We start from the raw sequence: 15,765 nt of genomic DNA, 5'->3' as shown, positions 1-15,765 counted from the left end.
AAACCATGACGGAATGCCCCGGCGGGCGGCTTCCCAGCAAAGATCCCTGGCGCCGACTCAATCCAGGCGTACAGAACCACTCCACAGGAGGACCCCAGTGGCGAAGGCGAAGTTCGAGCGGACTAAGCCGCACGTCAACATCGGCACCATCGGTCACGTCGACCACGGTAAGACCACTCTTACCGCGGCGATCACCAAGGTGCTGCACGACGCGTACCCGGACCTGAACCCCTTCACGCCTTTCGACGAGATCGACAAGGCCCCGGAGGAGCGTCAGCGCGGTATCACCATCTCCATCGCGCACGTCGAGTACCAGACTGAGGCGCGTCACTACGCCCACGTCGACTGCCCGGGTCACGCGGACTACATCAAGAACATGATCACCGGTGCCGCCCAGATGGACGGCGCGATCCTCGTGGTCGCCGCGACCGACGGTCCGATGCCGCAGACCAAGGAGCACGTGCTCCTGGCCCGCCAGTCCGGCGTTCCGTACATCGTCGTCGCCCTGAACAAGGCCGACATGGTGGACGACGAGGAGATCCTGGAGCTCGTCGAGCTCGAGGTCCGTGAGCTCCTCTCCGAGTACGAGTTCGACGGCGACAACGCTCCGGTTGTCCGCGTCTCCGCGCTGAAGGCGCTGGAGGGCGACAAGGAGTGGGGCGAGAAGCTCCTCGGCCTGATGGCCGCTGTCGACGAGCACATCCCGCAGCCCGAGCGTGACGTCGACAAGCCGTTCCTGATGCCGATCGAGGACGTCTTCACGATCACCGGTCGTGGCACCGTCGTCACCGGTCGTATCGAGCGCGGTGTCCTCAAGGTCAACGAGACCGTCGACATCGTCGGCATCAAGACCGAGAAGACCACCACCACGGTCACCGGTATCGAGATGTTCCGCAAGCTGCTCGACGAGGGCCAGGCCGGTGAGAACGTCGGTCTGCTGCTCCGCGGCATCAAGCGCGAGGACGTCGAGCGCGGCCAGTGCATCATCAAGCCGGGTTCGGTCACCCCGCACACCGAGTTTGAGGCCACGGCCTACATCCTCTCGAAGGACGAGGGTGGCCGTCACACCCCGTTCTTCAACAACTACCGTCCGCAGTTCTACTTCCGTACGACTGACGTGACCGGTGTTGTGACCCTCAAGGAGGGCACGGAGATGGTCATGCCCGGCGACAACGCCGACATGTCCGTCTCCCTGATCCAGCCCGTCGCCATGGAGGAGGGCCTGCGCTTCACCATCCGTGAGGGCGGCCGCACCGTCGGCGCCGGCCAGGTCACCAAGATCAACAAGTAAGTCCGCTTGCTTGAAGGTCTGACCTGACGGTCGACAAGAGGGCCCGCACACCGCGAGGTGTGCGGGCCCTCTCGTGTTTTCGGGGCCCGGGACCCGGGCCGGGACCGGGCTAGGACGCGTACGGCAGGATCTGCCGCAGCAGCCCCTTGGGGTGGCCGCGCCGCCGCCACTCGCGGGGGTAGCCGATGGAGACCTCCTCGAAGCGCACCCCCTCGTACCAGGTGGTCCGGGGGATGTGGAGATGGCCGTAGACCACCGCCGCGACGTTGTAGCGGGTGTGCCAGCCGGCCGTGAGCTCCGTGCCGCACCACTGGGCGAACTCCGGGTACGTCAGGACGTCCGTGGGCCGGCGGTCCAGCGGCCAGTGGTTGACCAGCACCAGCGGCAGCTCCGGGTCGTGGGCGGCCAGCCGGGCCTCGGTGGCCGCGACCCGGGCCCGGCACCAGTCGTCGATGCCCCGGTGGGGCTCGGGGTGCAGCAGATACTCGTCCGTGCACACGATGCCCGCCTCATGGGCCTGGGCCAGGGACTGCTCCTTGGTGGCGGCCGTGGGCGTGCGGAAGGTGTAGTCGTAGAGCGTGAACAGTGGGGCCACCGCCACGGGGCCGCCCTCGCCCTCCCAGACGGGCCAGGGGTCCTCCGGCGTGCTGATGCCGAGGCTCCGGCACAGCTCGACCAGGTGGGCGTAGCGGGCCTCGCCGCGCAGCTCGACGGGGTCGCCCGTCGGTGTCCACAGCTCGTGGTTGCCCGGGGACCAGATGACCTTGGGGAAGTTGCGGGCCAGGAGCCGCAGGGTGCGTTCTACGTCGTCAAAACGTTCGGCTACGTCACCGGCCACGATCAGCCAGTCCTCGTCGGTGGTGGGGCGCAGTGACTCGGCGATGGCCACGTTGTCGGCCATGCCGGTGTGCAGGTCGCTGACGGCGAGGAGCCGGCGACCCGCGTGGGGCTTTATTGGCTGCTGCATGGATCTACGGTAGGCGGCTACCTTCCGGGCCCGGGGGAGAGGGAGACCAGGCGGTTGCCGTTGAGCAGGTCCCGGCCCAGGACGCTGAGGGTGTGGTAGGCCCGGCCGCCCGTGCGGTGGGTGGTGATCAGCCCGGACTCGCGCAGCACGGTGGCGTGGTGGCTGGCGGTGGCCATGGCGATCCCCACCCGGCGGGCCAGCTCGCTGGTGGTGCAGCCGCGGGCGGTGGCCTCCAGCACCTCGGCCCGGGTGTGGCCGAGGAGGGCGGCCAGCGGTGGCTCGGCGCCCTCGCGCCGGCCGCCCCGGAGCTCGTCCAGCCAGGCGGGGTCGTGGACGATCGGGTAGACGAGCACGGGTGGCAGCTCCGGATCGCGGAGCACGGTGGGGGCGCGCCAGCAAAAGAAGGAGGGCACGAGCCGAAGCCCGCGCCCCTCCAGATGGACGTCCTCGCCCGTACCCGGTACGAGCACCTCCAGTACCGGTGGGCTCCAGCGCACCTGTGGGTGAATGCTGGAGAGCATTTGTTCGACTCCGCTGCGCAGGAGGGCCTGGGAGCGGGTGGCCCGGTCGGCGGCGATGTGCTCCCGCACCTTGGCCAGATATGGCCGCACCGCCGTGTCGTGGAAGGCCGTGAGACCTTCGCCCAGGGCTTTGACGGCCTCGGTCCGGCCCTCGGCGAGGTGGCGGACGAAGTGGAGGTCGCGACGGTCGGGGGCGAGCAGCTCCAGATCGCGGCGGAGCGTCGTCCGGGGGAGCGAGAGCATGGCGTCGATGCCGGTGGCGAGGCCGTCGGTGGCCTCGGGAGGGGTGAGGAAGTCGGGGGAGTAGCCGCGGGGCGGGGCCAGCGCGAGGACGCGCCGCATCGGGTCGGTGAGCCGGCCCCTGACCAGTTCGCGCCAGCCGTCGAAGATCAGCGGCCCCTGGCCCGTCTGGACCATATGGGCGGCCAGCAGGGTCTCCCACAACAGATCGGGCTCGGCGTCCAGCCGTACGCGGCCCAGGTCGACCCCGGTGAAGTGAATGCGCACCCCTTGCCTCTGCCCCTTCTCGCGCGGGTTGAACGTACGAGGGGGCCGGGAGACCGCTGAGGGCGGTCTCCTCGGCCACGCGTACGAGGAGGGGTCAGACGCCCGAGCCGGGGTCCGGGCGCCAGACCCAGGGGGTGGCGTCGGGGCCGAGGCCCACGGCGCACACCCGGTGGCCGGAGTCGGTGACGAGCCCGGAGGCGCCCACTGGGGTGATGCCCCGGGGTGCGCGGACGGGCCCGTCGCCGGCCTCGGCGTCCACGAGCTGTATCTCGCCGCTCAGGGCGCGGCCCAGCACCATCAGGGAGTCCCGGCCGCCCCGGCGGGGGACGGTGGTGGCGGCGAGCGGGCCGTAGCCGCTGAAGGAGCGCAGCCCGGAGCCGCCGGTCCGCGTCGCGCCCGTGCCGTCCCGGCCCAGGCCGTAGCCGACGGGCTCGGCGGCGGTCGGGGTGCGGTAGACGACGGTGAGCGCGCCGTCCGCGCCGAGGGCGGCGCCCATCTGGTTGCCGCCGGGGCCGGGCAGGCCGTGCAGCGGCATGACGCGGACGGGCTTGTCGGGGGCTTCCTGGCTCCAGTGGTGGACGGTGTCCCGGCCGATACCGAAGACATGGACGCGGCCCTGCCGGTCGAGGGCGGCGGTCAGGCCCTCCTGGATCTCCTGGCCGTGGAGGCTCTGCCACTTCCCCCAGGTGCCGTCGGGCTCGCGCACACGGCTGGAGAGGCCCTTGCCGGCGTTGCGGACGAAGAGGTGGACCCGGCCGTCCGGGGTGGCGACGGCGGCGGGCACGCCGACGCGGCGGCCGCGCTCGGCCTTGTGCTCGGGGTTGCCGAGGCTCTTCCAGGCCTTGAAGGCGCCGCCGGGGCTGTGCTGCTCCAGGACGGTGATCTCACGGGTGTTGCCGCGGCCCTGGCCCTCCAGGGAGGAGAAGCGCAGGGCGAACAGCAGCCGGTGCCCCTTGGCGTCCTTGACCGAGGCCACGGCGGGGGCCAGCGGGCCGCCGCCGAGGCCCGCCGGGGCGCCCCAGCGGCCGCTGCCGGGGGAGGTCTCCTGCCAGCGCACGGCCTGGAGGCCGAGCACGCCGTACGCCTCCAGGCGGCCCGAGCGGTCGCTGTCGGGGACGGCGGTGGGGCCCGGGTAGCGGTAGTGGGTGGAGCGGATCCAGCCCTTGCGGTTCTTCAGGGGGCGCTCGCCGCCCTGGCCGTAGTCGCCGCAGCCGCCCTGGTTGCCGCAGGCCCAGCCGGGGTCGCCGCCGTAGGCCGCGATGAGGCGGTACTTCTCGTCCACGATCTCGGAGGGGAGATTGTAGGGCCAGCGCTGGTTGTAGTAGCCGCGGAAGGCGAGGGTGGTGAAGCGCGGCGGGTGGCCCTCGTGCCGGGTGTGCCGGGAGACCCACTGCGCCAGCGCCTTCCAGGTGAAGAGCGCGGTGGGGGTGTGGTCGCGGTGGTCCGAGCACGCCCCGTAGTCGTTGTCCTTGGGGTGGGTGGCGTCGTGGACCTGGTAGTCGGGGTCGGGGTCCATGGTGTGGACGACGGTGGGCCGGTACTTCTCCATGATCGTGGCCAGTGCGTCCACCAGGGTCTGGTGGTGGTAGGTGGAGACGGAGCGGCACGGGGAGCCGGTGGCCACCAGGGTCTGCATCACCGCGTAGGGCCGGTCCCACAGCAGGGGGAGCCGGGTCTCGCCGGCGGAGAACATGGCGATGTTGAGGAAGATCAGCCGGACCTTGCGCCGGCCCTCGCCGAGCTCGCTCACCTCGGCCCGGCAACCACCCGGAAGGTCCATGACGGACTTCTTCCATGGAGTGAACTTGTCCCTGCCGATCAGCTCGGCGTAGGCCTGGCGCAGGCCCTGGTGGCGGGCGGAGGAGTAGGCGGCCTTGTCGGGCCCGCGCCTGGCCATGCCCTCGATCCAGTTCTGCCCCACGGACTCGCCGGCGGTCACATAGACGGAGACCACGGGGGCGCCGGCCTCGATCATGTGCCGGGCGTCGGGGTTCATGAAGTACAGGTCGTCGTCGGGGTGGGCCATGACCTGGAGGAGCAGCGCGTCCCCGCCGCTGTTGAACGATCCCGTGCCGCCGGGGACGGCGGACTGGAGGGTGTCGGGGGAGGAGGCGACCCGGCTGGAGCCGCCGCCGCTGCTGCAACCGGTGGCCGCGGCGGCCGTGGTCACGGCGATACCGGTGAGTACGGATCGCCGTGTGAGCCCCTTGCGCTGTGAGCTGTTCAACTAGGTGACTCCGTCCCGTCGTCCGGCGCGCCGTCCCCGGCCGTGCCCCGGCGTGATACGTGAGGGGGGACGACCTGGGCTCCCAGGAGGTTGCCCGGGGCCTGACAAAGCATCCCGTCGGGCGACGTCGGACCCGCTCGATGGACGGCCCGGGCGTTTCGCGACCATAGTGTCCCGTATGTCGGCGGGGTGGTTTGACAAGTCCGCCGCTCGGGGTACCGTCTTCAGCTTCGATTGGCGCCTCTTCGCGACCGTATGGCACACTGTTCAGGTTGCTCGGTTGAGTGCCGATGCTGCGCGCCTCCCGCCGGGAGGACTGGAAGCGAGTCCCGCAGTACTCGTCGTCCCTTATCAGGGGCGGAAGTACGGGAATCTTCCGGGAAGTGTCAGCGGGGCCCCAGCCAGGCGATTCGGTGGGTGTTCTTCCCCCACAAACCCCTTGAGCAGGGAATCTCCTTTGGGGATTTTGCTGGAAGGGGCGCGACACGCCCGACCGCGTGGGTCGGAGGTGGAGTGAGGAAGGGCAGCGTCCGGAAGGCCTCCGGAGGCAGCCGACCGAGTCCCAGAGCGTTACGAGAGACAGGACTACTGAGTAGCCATGGCGGGACAGAAGATCCGCATCCGGCTCAAGGCCTACGACCACGAGGTCATCGACTCTTCGGCGAAGAAGATCGTCGAGACGGTGACGCGCACTGGTGCGTCGGTCGCGGGCCCGGTGCCGCTGCCCACTGAGAAGAACGTGTACTGCGTCATCAAGTCGCCGCACAAGTACAAGGACTCGCGCGAGCACTTCGAGATGCGCACGCACAAGCGCCTCATCGACATCCTCGACCCCACGCCGAAGACGGTTGACTCGCTTATGCGCCTCGACCTGCCGGCGGGCGTCGACATCGAGATCAAGCTCTGAGGTGACGCGCGAGATGGCTAAGAACATTAAGGGCGTCCTGGGCGAGAAGCTCGGCATGACCCAGGTCTGGGACGAGAACAACCGGGTCGTCCCGGTGACCGTCGTCAAGGCCGGGCCCTGTGTCGTCACCCAGGTCCGCACCAACGACCGCGACGGCTACGAGTCGGTCCAGATCGCCTTCGGCGAGATCGACCCGCGCAAGGTGAACAAGCCCCTCAAGGGCCACTTCGCCAACGCCGACGTCACCCCGCGCCGCCACCTGGTGGAGCTGCGTACCGCTGACGCCAGCGAGTACACGCTCGGCCAGGAGATCACCGCTGCCGTGTTCGAGTCGGGCGTCAAGGTTGACGTCACCGGCAAGAGCAAGGGCAAGGGCTTCGCCGGTGTCATGAAGCGTCACAACTTCAAGGGCCTCGGCGCCGGTCACGGCACCCAGCGCAAGCACCGCTCCCCCGGTTCCATCGGTGGCTGCGCCACCCCGGGCCGTGTGTTCAAGGGCCTCCGCATGGCGGGCCGCATGGGCAACGAGCGGGTCACCACCCAGAACCTGACCGTCCACGCCGTTGACGCGGAGAAGGGCCTGCTCCTGATCAAGGGTGCGGTTCCTGGTCCGAACGGCGGCCTCGTCCTGGTCCGTACCGCGGCCAAGGGGGCCTGAGGTAACGATGAGCACCATTGACATCCTTTCGCCGGCGGGCGACAAGGCCGGGACCGTCGAGCTCCCCGCGGAGATCTTCGACGCCAAGGTCAGCGTCCCGCTGATCCACCAGGTCGTCGTCGCGCAGCTGGCCGCTGCCCGTCAGGGCACGCACAAGACCAAGACTCGTGGCGAGGTCCGAGGCGGTGGCCGCAAGCCTTACCGCCAGAAGGGCACCGGTCGCGCCCGTCAGGGTTCGACCCGCGCGCCGCAGTTCGCCGGTGGTGGCGTCGTGCACGGTCCCGTGCCGCGTGACTACTCGCAGCGGACGCCCAAGAAGATGAAGGTCGCCGCCCTCCGCGGTGCCCTCTCGGACCGCGCGCGTCACTCCCGCATCCACGTCGTCTCCGGCGTGGTCGAGGGTGCGGCTTCCACCAAGGCCGCCAAGTCGCTGTTCGGCAAGATCTCGGAGCGCAAGAACCTGCTCCTGGTCGTCGACCGTGCCGACGAGGCCGCGTGGCTGTCCGCCCGCAACCTGCCCCAGGTTCACATCCTGGAGCCGGGCCAGCTGAACACGTACGACGTGCTCGTCTCCGACGACGTGGTCTTCACCCAGGCCGCCTTCGAGTCCTTCGTGTCTGGCCCCAAGGCCGTTGAGACCGAAGGGAGCGAGGCCTGATGACTGAGGCCGTCGTCACCAGCAAGACGTTCTCGGACCCGCGCGACCTCCTGGTCAAGCCGGTTGTCTCCGAGAAGAGCTACGCGCTGCTGGACGAGAACAAGTACACGTTCATCGTCGACCCGCGCGCCAACAAGACCCAGATCAAGCAGGCCGTCGAGGCGGTCTTCTCGGTCAAGGTCACCGGGGTCAACACGATCAACCGTCAGGGTAAGCGCAAGCGCACCAAGACCGGTTTCGGCAAGCGCGCCAACACCAAGCGCGCCATCGTGACCCTCGCCGAGGGCGACCGTATCGACATCTTCGGCGGCCCGGTCTCCTAACGGAGTCCGAGTCGTCCGGAATCGGACGAGGACTGAGAAATGGGTATCCGCAAGTACAAGCCGACGACCCCGGGCCGTCGTGGCTCCAGCGTCGCCGACTTTGTCGAGATCACGCGGTCCACGCCGGAGAAGTCGCTGGTCCGCCCGCTGCACAGCAAGGGCGGCCGTAACAACGCCGGTCGTGTGACCGTTCGCCACCAGGGTGGTGGCCACAAGCGCGCCTACCGCGTGATCGACTTCCGTCGTCACGACAAGGACGGCGTGCCGGCCAAGGTCGCTCACATCGAGTACGACCCGAACCGCACCGCGCGCATCGCGCTGCTCCACTACGTGGACGGCGAGAAGCGCTACATCATCGCTCCCCGCGGCCTCGGCCAGGGTGACCGGATCGAGAACGGCCCCGGGGCCGACATCAAGCCGGGCAACAACCTGCCGCTGCGCAACATCCCGGTCGGTACGACCATCCACGCCATCGAGCTGCGGCCCGGTGGCGGTGCGAAGATCGCCCGCTCCGCCGGTTCCTCCGTGCAGCTGCTGGCGAAGGAGGGCACGATGGCCCACCTTCGTATGCCGTCCGGTGAGATCCGCCTGGTCGACGTCCGCTGCCGCGCCACTGTCGGCGAGGTCGGCAACGCCGAGCAGTCGAACATCAACTGGGGCAAGGCCGGCCGCATGCGCTGGAAGGGCGTTCGCCCGACCGTCCGCGGTGTCGCGATGAACCCGGTCGACCACCCGCACGGTGGTGGTGAGGGTAAGACCTCCGGTGGTCGCCACCCGGTCTCCCCGTGGGGTCAGAAGGAGGGTCGTACTCGTTCTCCCAAGAAGGCGAGCAACAAGTACATCGTCCGCCGCCGCAAGACGAACAAGAAGCGCTAGGAGCGGGTTTAGATGCCGCGTAGTCTCAAGAAGGGACCCTTCGTCGACGGACACCTCATGAAGAAGGTGGACGTACAGAACGAAGCCGGTACCAAGAACGTCATCAAGACCTGGTCCCGTCGCTCCATGATCGTGCCGGCCATGCTCGGCCACACGCTCGCGGTGCACAACGGCAAGACGCACGTCCCGGTGTTTGTCACCGAGTCGATGGTCGGCCACAAGCTCGGCGAGTTCTCGCCGACCCGCACCTTCCGCGGCCACGTCAAGGACGACCGCAAGTCGAAGCGCCGCTAAAGGCGGGGTGTGAACGACTATGACTGACACCGAAGGGACAACCATGGAAGCCAGGGCCCAGGCGCGGTACATCCGCGTCACGCCCATGAAGGCCCGCCGCGTGGTGGACCTCATCCGTGGCATGGATGCCACGGAGGCTCAGGCGGTCCTGCGTTTCGCCCCGCAGGCCGCGAGCGTGCCGGTGGGCAAGGTGCTTGACAGCGCCATTGCCAACGCCGCGCACAACTACGACCACACGGACGCTTCGTCGCTGTACATCAGCGAGGCGTTCGTGGACGAGGGCCCGACCCTGAAGCGGTTCCGTCCGCGTGCTCAGGGCCGTGCCTACCGGATCCGCAAGCGGACCAGCCACATCACCGTGGTCGTCAGCAGCAAGGAAGGAACCCGGTAATGGGCCAGAAGGTTAACCCGCACGGGTTCCGGCTCGGCATCACCACGGACTTCAAGTCCCGTTGGTACGCCGACAAGCTGTACAAGGACTACGTCAAGGAAGACGTTGCCATTCGTCGCATGATGACGAAGGGCATGGAGCGCGCCGGTATCTCGAAGGTTGAGATCGAGCGCACCCGCGACCGCGTCCGCGTTGACATCCACACCGCCCGCCCGGGCATCGTCATCGGCCGCCGTGGCGCCGAGGCCGACCGCATCCGTGGCGAGCTGGAGAAGCTGACCGGCAAGCAGGTTCAGCTGAACATCCTCGAGGTCAAGAACCCCGAGGTGGACGCTCAGCTGGTGGCCCAGGCCGTCGCCGAGCAGCTGTCCTCCCGCGTCTCCTTCCGTCGCGCCATGCGTAAGAGCATGCAGTCGACGATGAAGGCCGGCGCCAAGGGCATCAAGATCCAGTGCGGTGGCCGTCTCGGCGGCGCCGAGATGTCCCGCTCGGAGTTCTACCGCGAGGGCCGTGTGCCCCTGCACACGCTCCGCGCGAACGTCGACTACGGCTTCTTCGAGGCCAAGACCACCTTCGGCCGCATCGGCGTGAAGGTCTGGATCTACAAGGGCGACGTCAAGAACATCGCCGAGGTCCGCGCCGAGAACGCTGCCGCGCGTGCGGGCAACCGCCCGTCCCGTGGTGGCGCTCAGGACCGCCCGGCCCGTGGTGGCCGTGGTGGCGAGCGTGGCGGCCGCGGCCGCAAGCCGCAGCAGAACGCCGCTGCCGAGGCCCCCAAGGCCGAGGCCGCTGCCGCTGCTCCGGCTGAGTCCACCGGAACGGAGGCCTGACCGACATGCTGATCCCTCGCAGGGTCAAGCACCGCAAGCAGCACCACCCGAAGCGCAACGGCATGGCCAAGGGCGGCACCGAGCTCGCTTTCGGTGAGTACGGCATCCAGGCCATGACCCCGGCCTACGTGACGAACCGGCAGATCGAGTCCGCTCGTATCGCCATGACCCGTCACATCAAGCGTGGCGGCAAGGTGTGGATCAACATCTACCCGGACCGTCCGCTGACGAAGAAGCCGGCCGAGACCCGCATGGGTTCCGGTAAGGGTTCCCCGGAGTGGTGGATCGCGAACGTCAAGCCCGGTCGGGTGATGTTCGAGCTGTCTTTCCCGAACGAAAAGGTTGCTCGTGAGGCGCTCACCCGCGCTGCCCACAAGCTTCCGATGAAGTGCCGCATTGTTCGGCGCGAGGCAGGTGAGTCGTGATGGCCGCTGGTATCAAGGCGACCGAGCTGCGTGAGCTGAACGACGAGGACCTCGTCGCGAAGCTCCGTGAGGCCAAGGAAGAGCTGTTCAACCTCCGCTTCCAGGCGGCGACCGGGCAGCTCGAGAACCACGGTCGGCTCAAGTCCGTCCGTAAGGACATCGCCCGGATCTACACCCTGATGCGCGAGCGTGAGCTGGGCATCGAGACGGTGGAGAGCGCCTGATGAGCGAGAAGAATGTGACTGAGACGAACGAGCGCGGCTTCCGCAAGACCCGTGAGGGTCTCGTCGTCAGCGACAAGATGGACAAGACCGTCGTCGTCGCCGTCGAGGACCGCGTCAAGCACGCGCTGTACGGCAAGGTCATCCGCCGTACGAACAAGCTCAAGGCGCACGACGAGCAGAACGCTGCCGGCGTCGGCGACCGCGTCCTCATCATGGAGACGCGTCCGCTGTCGGCGACCAAGCGCTGGCGCATCGTCGAGATCCTCGAGAAGGCCAAGTAATTTCTGAGGGAATCTCCCTCGGATAAGTTCCGCCAGGCTCGGCAGGGGCTCCTCGGAGCCCCTGCCGGGAACCGGCAGACGATCAGGAGATAGACGTGATCCAGCAGGAGTCGCGACTTCGGGTCGCCGACAACACTGGTGCCAAGGAGATCCTTTGCATCCGTGTTCTCGGTGGTTCGGGTCGCCGCTACGCGGGCATCGGTGACGTCATCGTCGCCACCGTCAAGGACGCGATCCCCGGCGGCAACGTGAAGAAGGGTGACGTCATCAAGGCCGTCATCGTTCGCACCGTCAAGGAGCGCCGCCGTCCGGATGGCTCGTACATCCGTTTCGACGAGAACGCCGCTGTCGTTCTCAAGAACGACGGTGACCCCCGCGGCACCCGTATCTTCGGCCCCGTGGGCCGAGAGCTGCGCGAGAAGAAGTTCATGAAGATCGTCTCGCTCGCGCCGGAGGTGCTGTAACCGATGAAGATCAAGAAGGGCGACCTGGTCCAGGTCATCACCGGTAAGGACAAGGGCAAGCAGGGCAAGGTCATCGTGGCCATGCCCAGCGAGAACCGCGTTCTTGTCGAGGGTGTCAACCGGGTCAAGAAGCACACCAAGGCCGGCCAGACCGCTCGCGGTTCGCAGACCGGTGGCATTGTCACGACCGAGGCCCCGATCCACGTGAGCAACGTTCAGCTCGTCGTGGAGAAGGACGGCAAGAAGGTCGTCACGCGCGTCGGCTACCGCTTCGATGAGAACGGCAACAAGATCCGCGTTGCCAAGCGGACGGGTGAGGACATCTGATGGCTACCACTCCGCGTCTCAAGACGAAGTACCGCGAGGAAATCTCGGGCAAGCTGCGTGAGGAGTTCTCCTACGAGAACGTCATGCAGGTTCCCGGCCTCACCAAGATCGTGGTCAACATGGGTGTGGGCGACGCCGCCCGCGACTCCAAGCTGATCGATGGCGCGATTCGCGACCTCACCACGATCACGGGCCAGAAGCCCGCCGTCACCAAGGCTCGCAAGTCCATCGCGCAGTTCAAGCTGCGTGAGGGCCAGCCGATCGGCGCCCACGTCACCCTCCGTGGTGACCGCATGTGGGAGTTCCTGGACCGCACCCTGTCGCTCGCGCTCCCGCGCATCCGCGACTTCCGTGGTCTGTCCCCGAAGCAGTTCGACGGTCGGGGCAACTACACCTTCGGTCTCACGGAGCAGGTCATGTTCCACGAGATCGACCAGGACAAGATCGACCGCGTCCGGGGTATGGACATCACCGTGGTTACCACGGCGACCAACGACGACGAGGGCCGCGCCCTCCTCCGTCACCTCGGCTTCCCCTTCAAGGAGGCGTGACCGAGATGGCGAAGAAGTCTCTGATCGCGAAGGCCGCGCGCAAGCCGAAGTTCGCGGTTCGCGCGTACACCCGTTGCAACCGCTGCGGCCGTCCGCACTCCGTTTACCGCAAGTTCGGCCTCTGCCGCGTGTGCCTTCGTGAGATGGCTCACCGTGGCGAGCTGCCGGGCGTGACCAAGAGCTCCTGGTAACAACCCACTTGGGTTGACCAGGGCTCTCGGTAAGCATCAAGGATGGCGGGGCCCAGCCACTCACTCGCGTAGAGTTGAAGGGTTGGGCGCCCGCCGCCCATGACCGTCTTACTACGCCGTAGGTCCCCGCGCCGCACCCGTCCCGACACCAGTTCGGGGAGAGGGATGGCGCAGATAGGAAACCACGGCGAGAGAGGCCGAAGGCCAAACATGACCATGACCGATCCGATCGCAGACATGCTGACCCGTCTGCGGAACGCGAACTCGGCTTACCACGACACCGTGGCTATGCCCCACAGCAAGATCAAGGCGCACATCGCCGAGATCCTGCAGCAGGAGGGCTACATCGCCGGCTGGAAGGTCGAGGACGCCGAGGTCGGCAAGTCCCTCGTCCTGGACCTGAAGTTCGGTCCGAACCGTGAGCGCTCCATCGCGGGCATCAAGCGGATCTCGAAGCCGGGCCTCCGGGTCTACGCAAAGTCCACCAACCTGCCGAAGGTCCTCGGCGGCCTGGGCGTGGCGATCATCTCCACGTCCCACGGTCTCCTGACCGGCCAGCAGGCCAGCAAGAAGGGCGTGGGTGGGGAAGTCCTCGCCTACGTCTGGTAATCGGGAACGGAGGAATAGCTAATGTCGCGTATTGGCAAGCTGCCCATCCAGGTTCCCGCTGGTGTGGACGTCACCATCGATGGCCGTGACGTGCAGGTGAAGGGCCCCAAGGGCGCCCTGAACCTCTCTCTGTCCGCCCCCATCGAGATCGTCAAGGGCGAGGACGGCACCCTTCAGGTGATCCGTCCCAACGACGAGCGTCAGAACAAGGCTCTCCACGGCCTGTCCCGCACGCTGGTGGCGAACATGATCACCGGCGTGACCCAGGGCTACGTGAAGAAGCTCGAGATCAGCGGTGTCGGTTACCGCGTTGTCGCCAAGGGCTCCAACCTGGAGTTCTCCCTCGGCTACAGCCACCCGATCCTGATCGAGGCCCCCGAAGGCATCACCTTCAAGGTTGAGGCTCCGACCAAGTTCTCGGTCGAGGGCATCGACAAGCAGAAGGTCGGCGAGGTCGCCGCGAAGATCCGCAAGCTGCGGAAGCCCGACCCGTACAAGGCCAAGGGCGTCAAGTACGAGGGCGAAGTCATCCGCCGCAAGGTCGGAAAGGCGGGTAAGTAAGCCATGGCATACGGTGTGAAGATCGCCAAGGGCGACGCGTACAAGCGCGCCGCCAAGGCCCGCCGCCACATCCGCATCCGGAAGAACATTTCGGGTACGGCCGAGCGCCCGCGCCTCGTCGTGACGCGTTCCAACCGCGGTATCACCGCTCAGGTCATCGACGACATCAAGGGTCACACCCTGGCGTCGGCGTCGCACCTGGACGCGTCGATCCGTGGTGGCGAGGGCGACAAGGGCGCCCAGGCCAAGAAGGTCGGCGCCCTGGTTGCCGAGCGTGCCAAGGCCGCCGGTGTCGAGGCCGTCGTGTTCGACCGCGGTGGCAACCAGTACGCCGGGCGCATTGCCGCTCTGGCGGACGCCGCCCGCGAAGCCGGGCTGAAGTTCTAAGCCCCGGTTCCGGAGCTAGCGGACGTAACAGAGAGAGGTAATTCCAATGGCTGGACCCCAGCGCCGCGGAAGCGGTGCCGGTGGCGGCGAGCGGCGGGACCGGAAGGGCCGTGACGGTGGCGCTGCCGCCGAGAAGACCGCATACGTTGAGCGCGTAGTCGCGATCAACCGCGTCGCCAAGGTTGTCAAGGGTGGTCGCCGCTTCAGCTTCACCGCGCTGGTCGTGGTGGGCGACGGTGACGGCACGGTCGGTGTCGGTTACGGCAAGGCCAAGGAAGTTCCGGCTGCCATCGCCAAGGGCGTGGAAGAGGCCAAGAAGAACTTCTTCAAGGTCCCCCGTATCCAGGGCACCGTTCCGCACCCGATCACGGGTGAGAAGGCGGCCGGTGTCGTCCTGCTCAAGCCCGCGTCCCCCGGTACCGGTGTTATCGCCGGTGGCCCGGTGCGCGCGGTGCTCGAGTGCGCCGGCATCCACGACATCCTGTCGAAGTCGCTCGGTTCTTCGAACCCGATCAACATCGTGCACGCCACGGTGGAGGCCCTCAAGGGACTGTCCCGTCCCGAGGAGATCGCCGCCCGTCGTGGTCTGCCGCTGGAGGACGTCGCCCCCGCCGCACTGCTGCGGGCGCGTGCAGGGGCGGGTGCGTAATGGCTCGCCTCAAGGTCACGCAGGTCAAGTCCTACATCGGCAGCAAGCAGAACCACCGCGACACCCTGCGTTCGCTCGGGCTCAAGCGCCTGAACGACGTGGTTGTCAAGGAGGACCGCCCCGAGATCCGCGGCATGGTGCAGACCGTCCGCCACCTCGTGACGGTCGAGGAGGTCGACTGACATGGCGGAGCAGAACCCGCTGAAGGTCCACAACCTCCGTCCCGCCCCGGGCGCCAAGACCGCCAAGACCCGTGTCGGTCGTGGTGAGGCGTCGAAGGGTAAGACGGCTGGTCGTGGTACCAAGGGCACGAAGGCCCGTTACCAGGTTCCGGAGCGCTTCGAGGGTGGCCAGATGCCCCTCCACATGCGCCTCCCGAAGCTGAAGGGCTTCAAGAACCCCGCCCACAAGCAGTTCCAGGTCGTGAACCTGGACAAGCTGGCCGCGCTCTACCCGCAGGGTGGCGAGGTTACGGTGGCCGACCTGGTCGCCAAGGGCGCTGTTCGCAAGAACGAGCTCGTCAAGGTCCTTGGCCAGGGCGAGATCTCCGTGGCGCTGCAGGTGACGGTCGACGCCGTCTCCGGCTCCGCCCAGGAGAAGATTGCCGCCGCCGGCGGCACCGTCACCGAGCTCATCTGAGTTCGTT

25 protein-coding genes are annotated in these 15,765 nt (G+C 67.7%); 22 read left to right on the top strand and 3 right to left on the bottom strand.

From position 1 onward, the window contains the following. The first annotated feature begins 97 nt into the window (after positions 1-97). A complete protein-coding gene (gene tuf / locus RM609_RS07465) occupies positions 98-1,291 on the top strand; it encodes an elongation factor Tu (protein ID WP_311608945.1) in 1,194 nt (397 codons plus the stop codon). Positions 1,292-1,400: 109 nt separating this feature from the next. On the opposite strand, the gene RM609_RS07460 is transcribed toward tuf, so the two are convergent. The 3 genes from RM609_RS07460 to RM609_RS07450 all read right to left on the bottom strand — a co-directional run bounded on the left by RM609_RS07460 (position 1,401) and on the right by RM609_RS07450 (position 5,513). Then, on the bottom strand, positions 1,401-2,258 hold the full coding sequence (locus RM609_RS07460; RefSeq protein ID WP_311608943.1) for a metallophosphoesterase family protein: 858 nt from the start codon (positions 2,256-2,258) through the stop codon (positions 1,401-1,403). Between the two features lie 17 nt (positions 2,259-2,275). After that, positions 2,276-3,286, bottom strand: coding sequence for an ArsR/SmtB family transcription factor (locus RM609_RS07455; protein ID WP_311608942.1), 1,011 nt, complete (start codon positions 3,284-3,286; stop codon positions 2,276-2,278). A 94-nt stretch (positions 3,287-3,380) separates the two neighbouring features. Next, positions 3,381-5,513 carry a PIG-L family deacetylase gene (locus RM609_RS07450; RefSeq protein WP_311608941.1) on the bottom strand — a complete coding sequence of 711 codons (2,133 nt, stop codon included), beginning with the start codon at positions 5,511-5,513 and terminating at the stop codon, positions 3,381-3,383. 598 nt (positions 5,514-6,111) lie between these two features. Between RM609_RS07450 and rpsJ the strand changes: the two genes are divergently transcribed. The 21 genes from rpsJ to rplO all read left to right on the top strand — a co-directional run bounded on the left by rpsJ (position 6,112) and on the right by rplO (position 15,758). After that, a complete protein-coding gene (gene rpsJ, locus RM609_RS07445; RefSeq protein ID WP_003948644.1) occupies positions 6,112-6,420 on the top strand; it encodes a 30S ribosomal protein S10 in 309 nt (102 codons plus the stop codon). Positions 6,421-6,433: 13 nt separating this feature from the next. Then, positions 6,434-7,078: a 50S ribosomal protein L3 gene (gene rplC, locus RM609_RS07440; protein ID WP_311608940.1), complete on the top strand. Its 645-nt coding sequence runs from the start codon at positions 6,434-6,436 to the stop codon at positions 7,076-7,078. Between the two features lie 7 nt (positions 7,079-7,085). Next, a complete protein-coding gene (rplD, locus tag RM609_RS07435) occupies positions 7,086-7,736 on the top strand; it encodes a 50S ribosomal protein L4 (protein ID WP_311608938.1) in 651 nt (216 codons plus the stop codon). After that, positions 7,736-8,059, top strand: a complete 324-nt coding sequence (gene rplW, locus RM609_RS07430) for a 50S ribosomal protein L23 (protein ID WP_058046827.1) — start codon at positions 7,736-7,738, stop codon at positions 8,057-8,059. The genes rplD and rplW overlap by 1 nt, the downstream gene beginning before the upstream one ends. Before the next feature lie 39 nt (positions 8,060-8,098). Then, complete coding sequence (gene rplB, locus RM609_RS07425; RefSeq protein ID WP_004950440.1) at positions 8,099-8,935, top strand: 50S ribosomal protein L2; 837 nt, start codon at positions 8,099-8,101, stop codon at positions 8,933-8,935. Positions 8,936-8,947: 12 nt separating this feature from the next. Then, positions 8,948-9,229 (top strand): 30S ribosomal protein S19, encoded by a 282-nt coding sequence (rpsS, locus tag RM609_RS07420; protein ID WP_126914687.1) that lies wholly within the window; start codon positions 8,948-8,950, stop codon positions 9,227-9,229. Positions 9,230-9,272: 43 nt separating this feature from the next. Further along, positions 9,273-9,620 carry a 50S ribosomal protein L22 gene (gene rplV, locus RM609_RS07415; protein ID WP_031012097.1) on the top strand — a complete coding sequence of 116 codons (348 nt, stop codon included), beginning with the start codon at positions 9,273-9,275 and terminating at the stop codon, positions 9,618-9,620. Continuing rightward, on the top strand, positions 9,620-10,450 hold the full coding sequence (rpsC, locus tag RM609_RS07410; RefSeq protein WP_095580665.1) for a 30S ribosomal protein S3: 831 nt from the start codon (positions 9,620-9,622) through the stop codon (positions 10,448-10,450). Before rplV ends, rpsC begins: the two co-directional genes overlap by 1 nt. 5 nt (positions 10,451-10,455) lie before the next feature. Next, complete coding sequence (gene rplP, locus RM609_RS07405; RefSeq protein WP_311608935.1) at positions 10,456-10,875, top strand: 50S ribosomal protein L16; 420 nt, start codon at positions 10,456-10,458, stop codon at positions 10,873-10,875. After that, positions 10,875-11,099 (top strand): 50S ribosomal protein L29, encoded by a 225-nt coding sequence (gene rpmC, locus RM609_RS07400; protein ID WP_030368408.1) that lies wholly within the window; start codon positions 10,875-10,877, stop codon positions 11,097-11,099. Before rplP ends, rpmC begins: the two co-directional genes overlap by 1 nt. Next, positions 11,099-11,380 carry a 30S ribosomal protein S17 gene (gene rpsQ / locus RM609_RS07395; RefSeq protein ID WP_311608933.1) on the top strand — a complete coding sequence of 94 codons (282 nt, stop codon included), beginning with the start codon at positions 11,099-11,101 and terminating at the stop codon, positions 11,378-11,380. The genes rpmC and rpsQ overlap by 1 nt, the downstream gene beginning before the upstream one ends. 95 nt (positions 11,381-11,475) lie before the next feature. Beyond that, entirely contained in the window at positions 11,476-11,844 is a 369-nt protein-coding gene (gene rplN / locus RM609_RS07390) for a 50S ribosomal protein L14 (protein WP_030368406.1), read from the top strand. Positions 11,845-11,847: 3 nt separating this feature from the next. Continuing rightward, the gene (gene rplX / locus RM609_RS07385) at positions 11,848-12,171 is read left to right on the top strand and encodes a 50S ribosomal protein L24 (protein WP_030368405.1); all 324 of its coding nucleotides are present in this window, start codon (positions 11,848-11,850) and stop codon (positions 12,169-12,171) included. Continuing rightward, the gene (rplE, locus tag RM609_RS07380) at positions 12,171-12,722 is read left to right on the top strand and encodes a 50S ribosomal protein L5 (protein WP_311608930.1); all 552 of its coding nucleotides are present in this window, start codon (positions 12,171-12,173) and stop codon (positions 12,720-12,722) included. Before rplX ends, rplE begins: the two co-directional genes overlap by 1 nt. A gap of 5 nt (positions 12,723-12,727) precedes the next feature. Beyond that, positions 12,728-12,913, top strand: a complete 186-nt coding sequence (locus tag RM609_RS07375; RefSeq protein WP_071964550.1) for a type Z 30S ribosomal protein S14 — start codon at positions 12,728-12,730, stop codon at positions 12,911-12,913. Between the two features lie 210 nt (positions 12,914-13,123). After that, entirely contained in the window at positions 13,124-13,522 is a 399-nt protein-coding gene (gene rpsH / locus RM609_RS07370) for a 30S ribosomal protein S8 (RefSeq protein WP_311608928.1), read from the top strand. Positions 13,523-13,543: 21 nt separating this feature from the next. After that, a complete protein-coding gene (rplF, locus tag RM609_RS07365) occupies positions 13,544-14,083 on the top strand; it encodes a 50S ribosomal protein L6 (protein ID WP_311608927.1) in 540 nt (179 codons plus the stop codon). 3 nt (positions 14,084-14,086) lie between these two features. Beyond that, positions 14,087-14,470 carry a 50S ribosomal protein L18 gene (gene rplR / locus RM609_RS07360; RefSeq protein WP_311608926.1) on the top strand — a complete coding sequence of 128 codons (384 nt, stop codon included), beginning with the start codon at positions 14,087-14,089 and terminating at the stop codon, positions 14,468-14,470. 46 nt (positions 14,471-14,516) lie between these two features. Then, positions 14,517-15,119: a 30S ribosomal protein S5 gene (gene rpsE / locus RM609_RS07355; RefSeq protein WP_311608925.1), complete on the top strand. Its 603-nt coding sequence runs from the start codon at positions 14,517-14,519 to the stop codon at positions 15,117-15,119. Beyond that, entirely contained in the window at positions 15,119-15,301 is a 183-nt protein-coding gene (gene rpmD, locus RM609_RS07350; RefSeq protein WP_087927574.1) for a 50S ribosomal protein L30, read from the top strand. The genes rpsE and rpmD overlap by 1 nt, the downstream gene beginning before the upstream one ends. A gap of 1 nt (position 15,302) precedes the next feature. Further along, entirely contained in the window at positions 15,303-15,758 is a 456-nt protein-coding gene (gene rplO / locus RM609_RS07345) for a 50S ribosomal protein L15 (protein WP_126914680.1), read from the top strand. Positions 15,759-15,765: the final 7 nt, after the last annotated feature.

This window comes from Streptomyces hesseae (assembly GCF_031845785.1).
Lineage (GTDB): Bacteria > Actinomycetota > Actinomycetes > Streptomycetales > Streptomycetaceae > Streptomyces > Streptomyces hesseae.
This window is presented reverse-complemented; position numbering and strand designations above follow the sequence as displayed.

Coding starts and splice junctions, on each gene's coding strand:
- RM609_RS07460 (WP_311608943.1), bottom strand. CDS start 2,258: ATGCAGCAGCCAATAAAGCCCCACGCGGGTCGCCGGCTCCTCGCCGTC.
- rpsJ (WP_003948644.1), top strand. CDS start 6,112: ATGGCGGGACAGAAGATCCGCATCCGGCTCAAGGCCTACGACCACGAG.
- rplC (WP_311608940.1), top strand. CDS start 6,434: ATGGCTAAGAACATTAAGGGCGTCCTGGGCGAGAAGCTCGGCATGACC.
- rplD (WP_311608938.1), top strand. CDS start 7,086: ATGAGCACCATTGACATCCTTTCGCCGGCGGGCGACAAGGCCGGGACC.
- rplW (WP_058046827.1), top strand. CDS start 7,736: ATGACTGAGGCCGTCGTCACCAGCAAGACGTTCTCGGACCCGCGCGAC.
- rplB (WP_004950440.1), top strand. CDS start 8,099: ATGGGTATCCGCAAGTACAAGCCGACGACCCCGGGCCGTCGTGGCTCC.
- rpsS (WP_126914687.1), top strand. CDS start 8,948: ATGCCGCGTAGTCTCAAGAAGGGACCCTTCGTCGACGGACACCTCATG.
- rplV (WP_031012097.1), top strand. CDS start 9,273: ATGGAAGCCAGGGCCCAGGCGCGGTACATCCGCGTCACGCCCATGAAG.
- rpsC (WP_095580665.1), top strand. CDS start 9,620: ATGGGCCAGAAGGTTAACCCGCACGGGTTCCGGCTCGGCATCACCACG.
- rplP (WP_311608935.1), top strand. CDS start 10,456: ATGCTGATCCCTCGCAGGGTCAAGCACCGCAAGCAGCACCACCCGAAG.
- rpmC (WP_030368408.1), top strand. CDS start 10,875: ATGGCCGCTGGTATCAAGGCGACCGAGCTGCGTGAGCTGAACGACGAG.
- rpsQ (WP_311608933.1), top strand. CDS start 11,099: ATGAGCGAGAAGAATGTGACTGAGACGAACGAGCGCGGCTTCCGCAAG.
- rplX (WP_030368405.1), top strand. CDS start 11,848: ATGAAGATCAAGAAGGGCGACCTGGTCCAGGTCATCACCGGTAAGGAC.
- rplE (WP_311608930.1), top strand. CDS start 12,171: ATGGCTACCACTCCGCGTCTCAAGACGAAGTACCGCGAGGAAATCTCG.
- RM609_RS07375 (WP_071964550.1), top strand. CDS start 12,728: ATGGCGAAGAAGTCTCTGATCGCGAAGGCCGCGCGCAAGCCGAAGTTC.
- rpsH (WP_311608928.1), top strand. CDS start 13,124: ATGACCATGACCGATCCGATCGCAGACATGCTGACCCGTCTGCGGAAC.
- rplF (WP_311608927.1), top strand. CDS start 13,544: ATGTCGCGTATTGGCAAGCTGCCCATCCAGGTTCCCGCTGGTGTGGAC.
- rplR (WP_311608926.1), top strand. CDS start 14,087: ATGGCATACGGTGTGAAGATCGCCAAGGGCGACGCGTACAAGCGCGCC.
- rpsE (WP_311608925.1), top strand. CDS start 14,517: ATGGCTGGACCCCAGCGCCGCGGAAGCGGTGCCGGTGGCGGCGAGCGG.
- rpmD (WP_087927574.1), top strand. CDS start 15,119: ATGGCTCGCCTCAAGGTCACGCAGGTCAAGTCCTACATCGGCAGCAAG.
- rplO (WP_126914680.1), top strand. CDS start 15,303: ATGGCGGAGCAGAACCCGCTGAAGGTCCACAACCTCCGTCCCGCCCCG.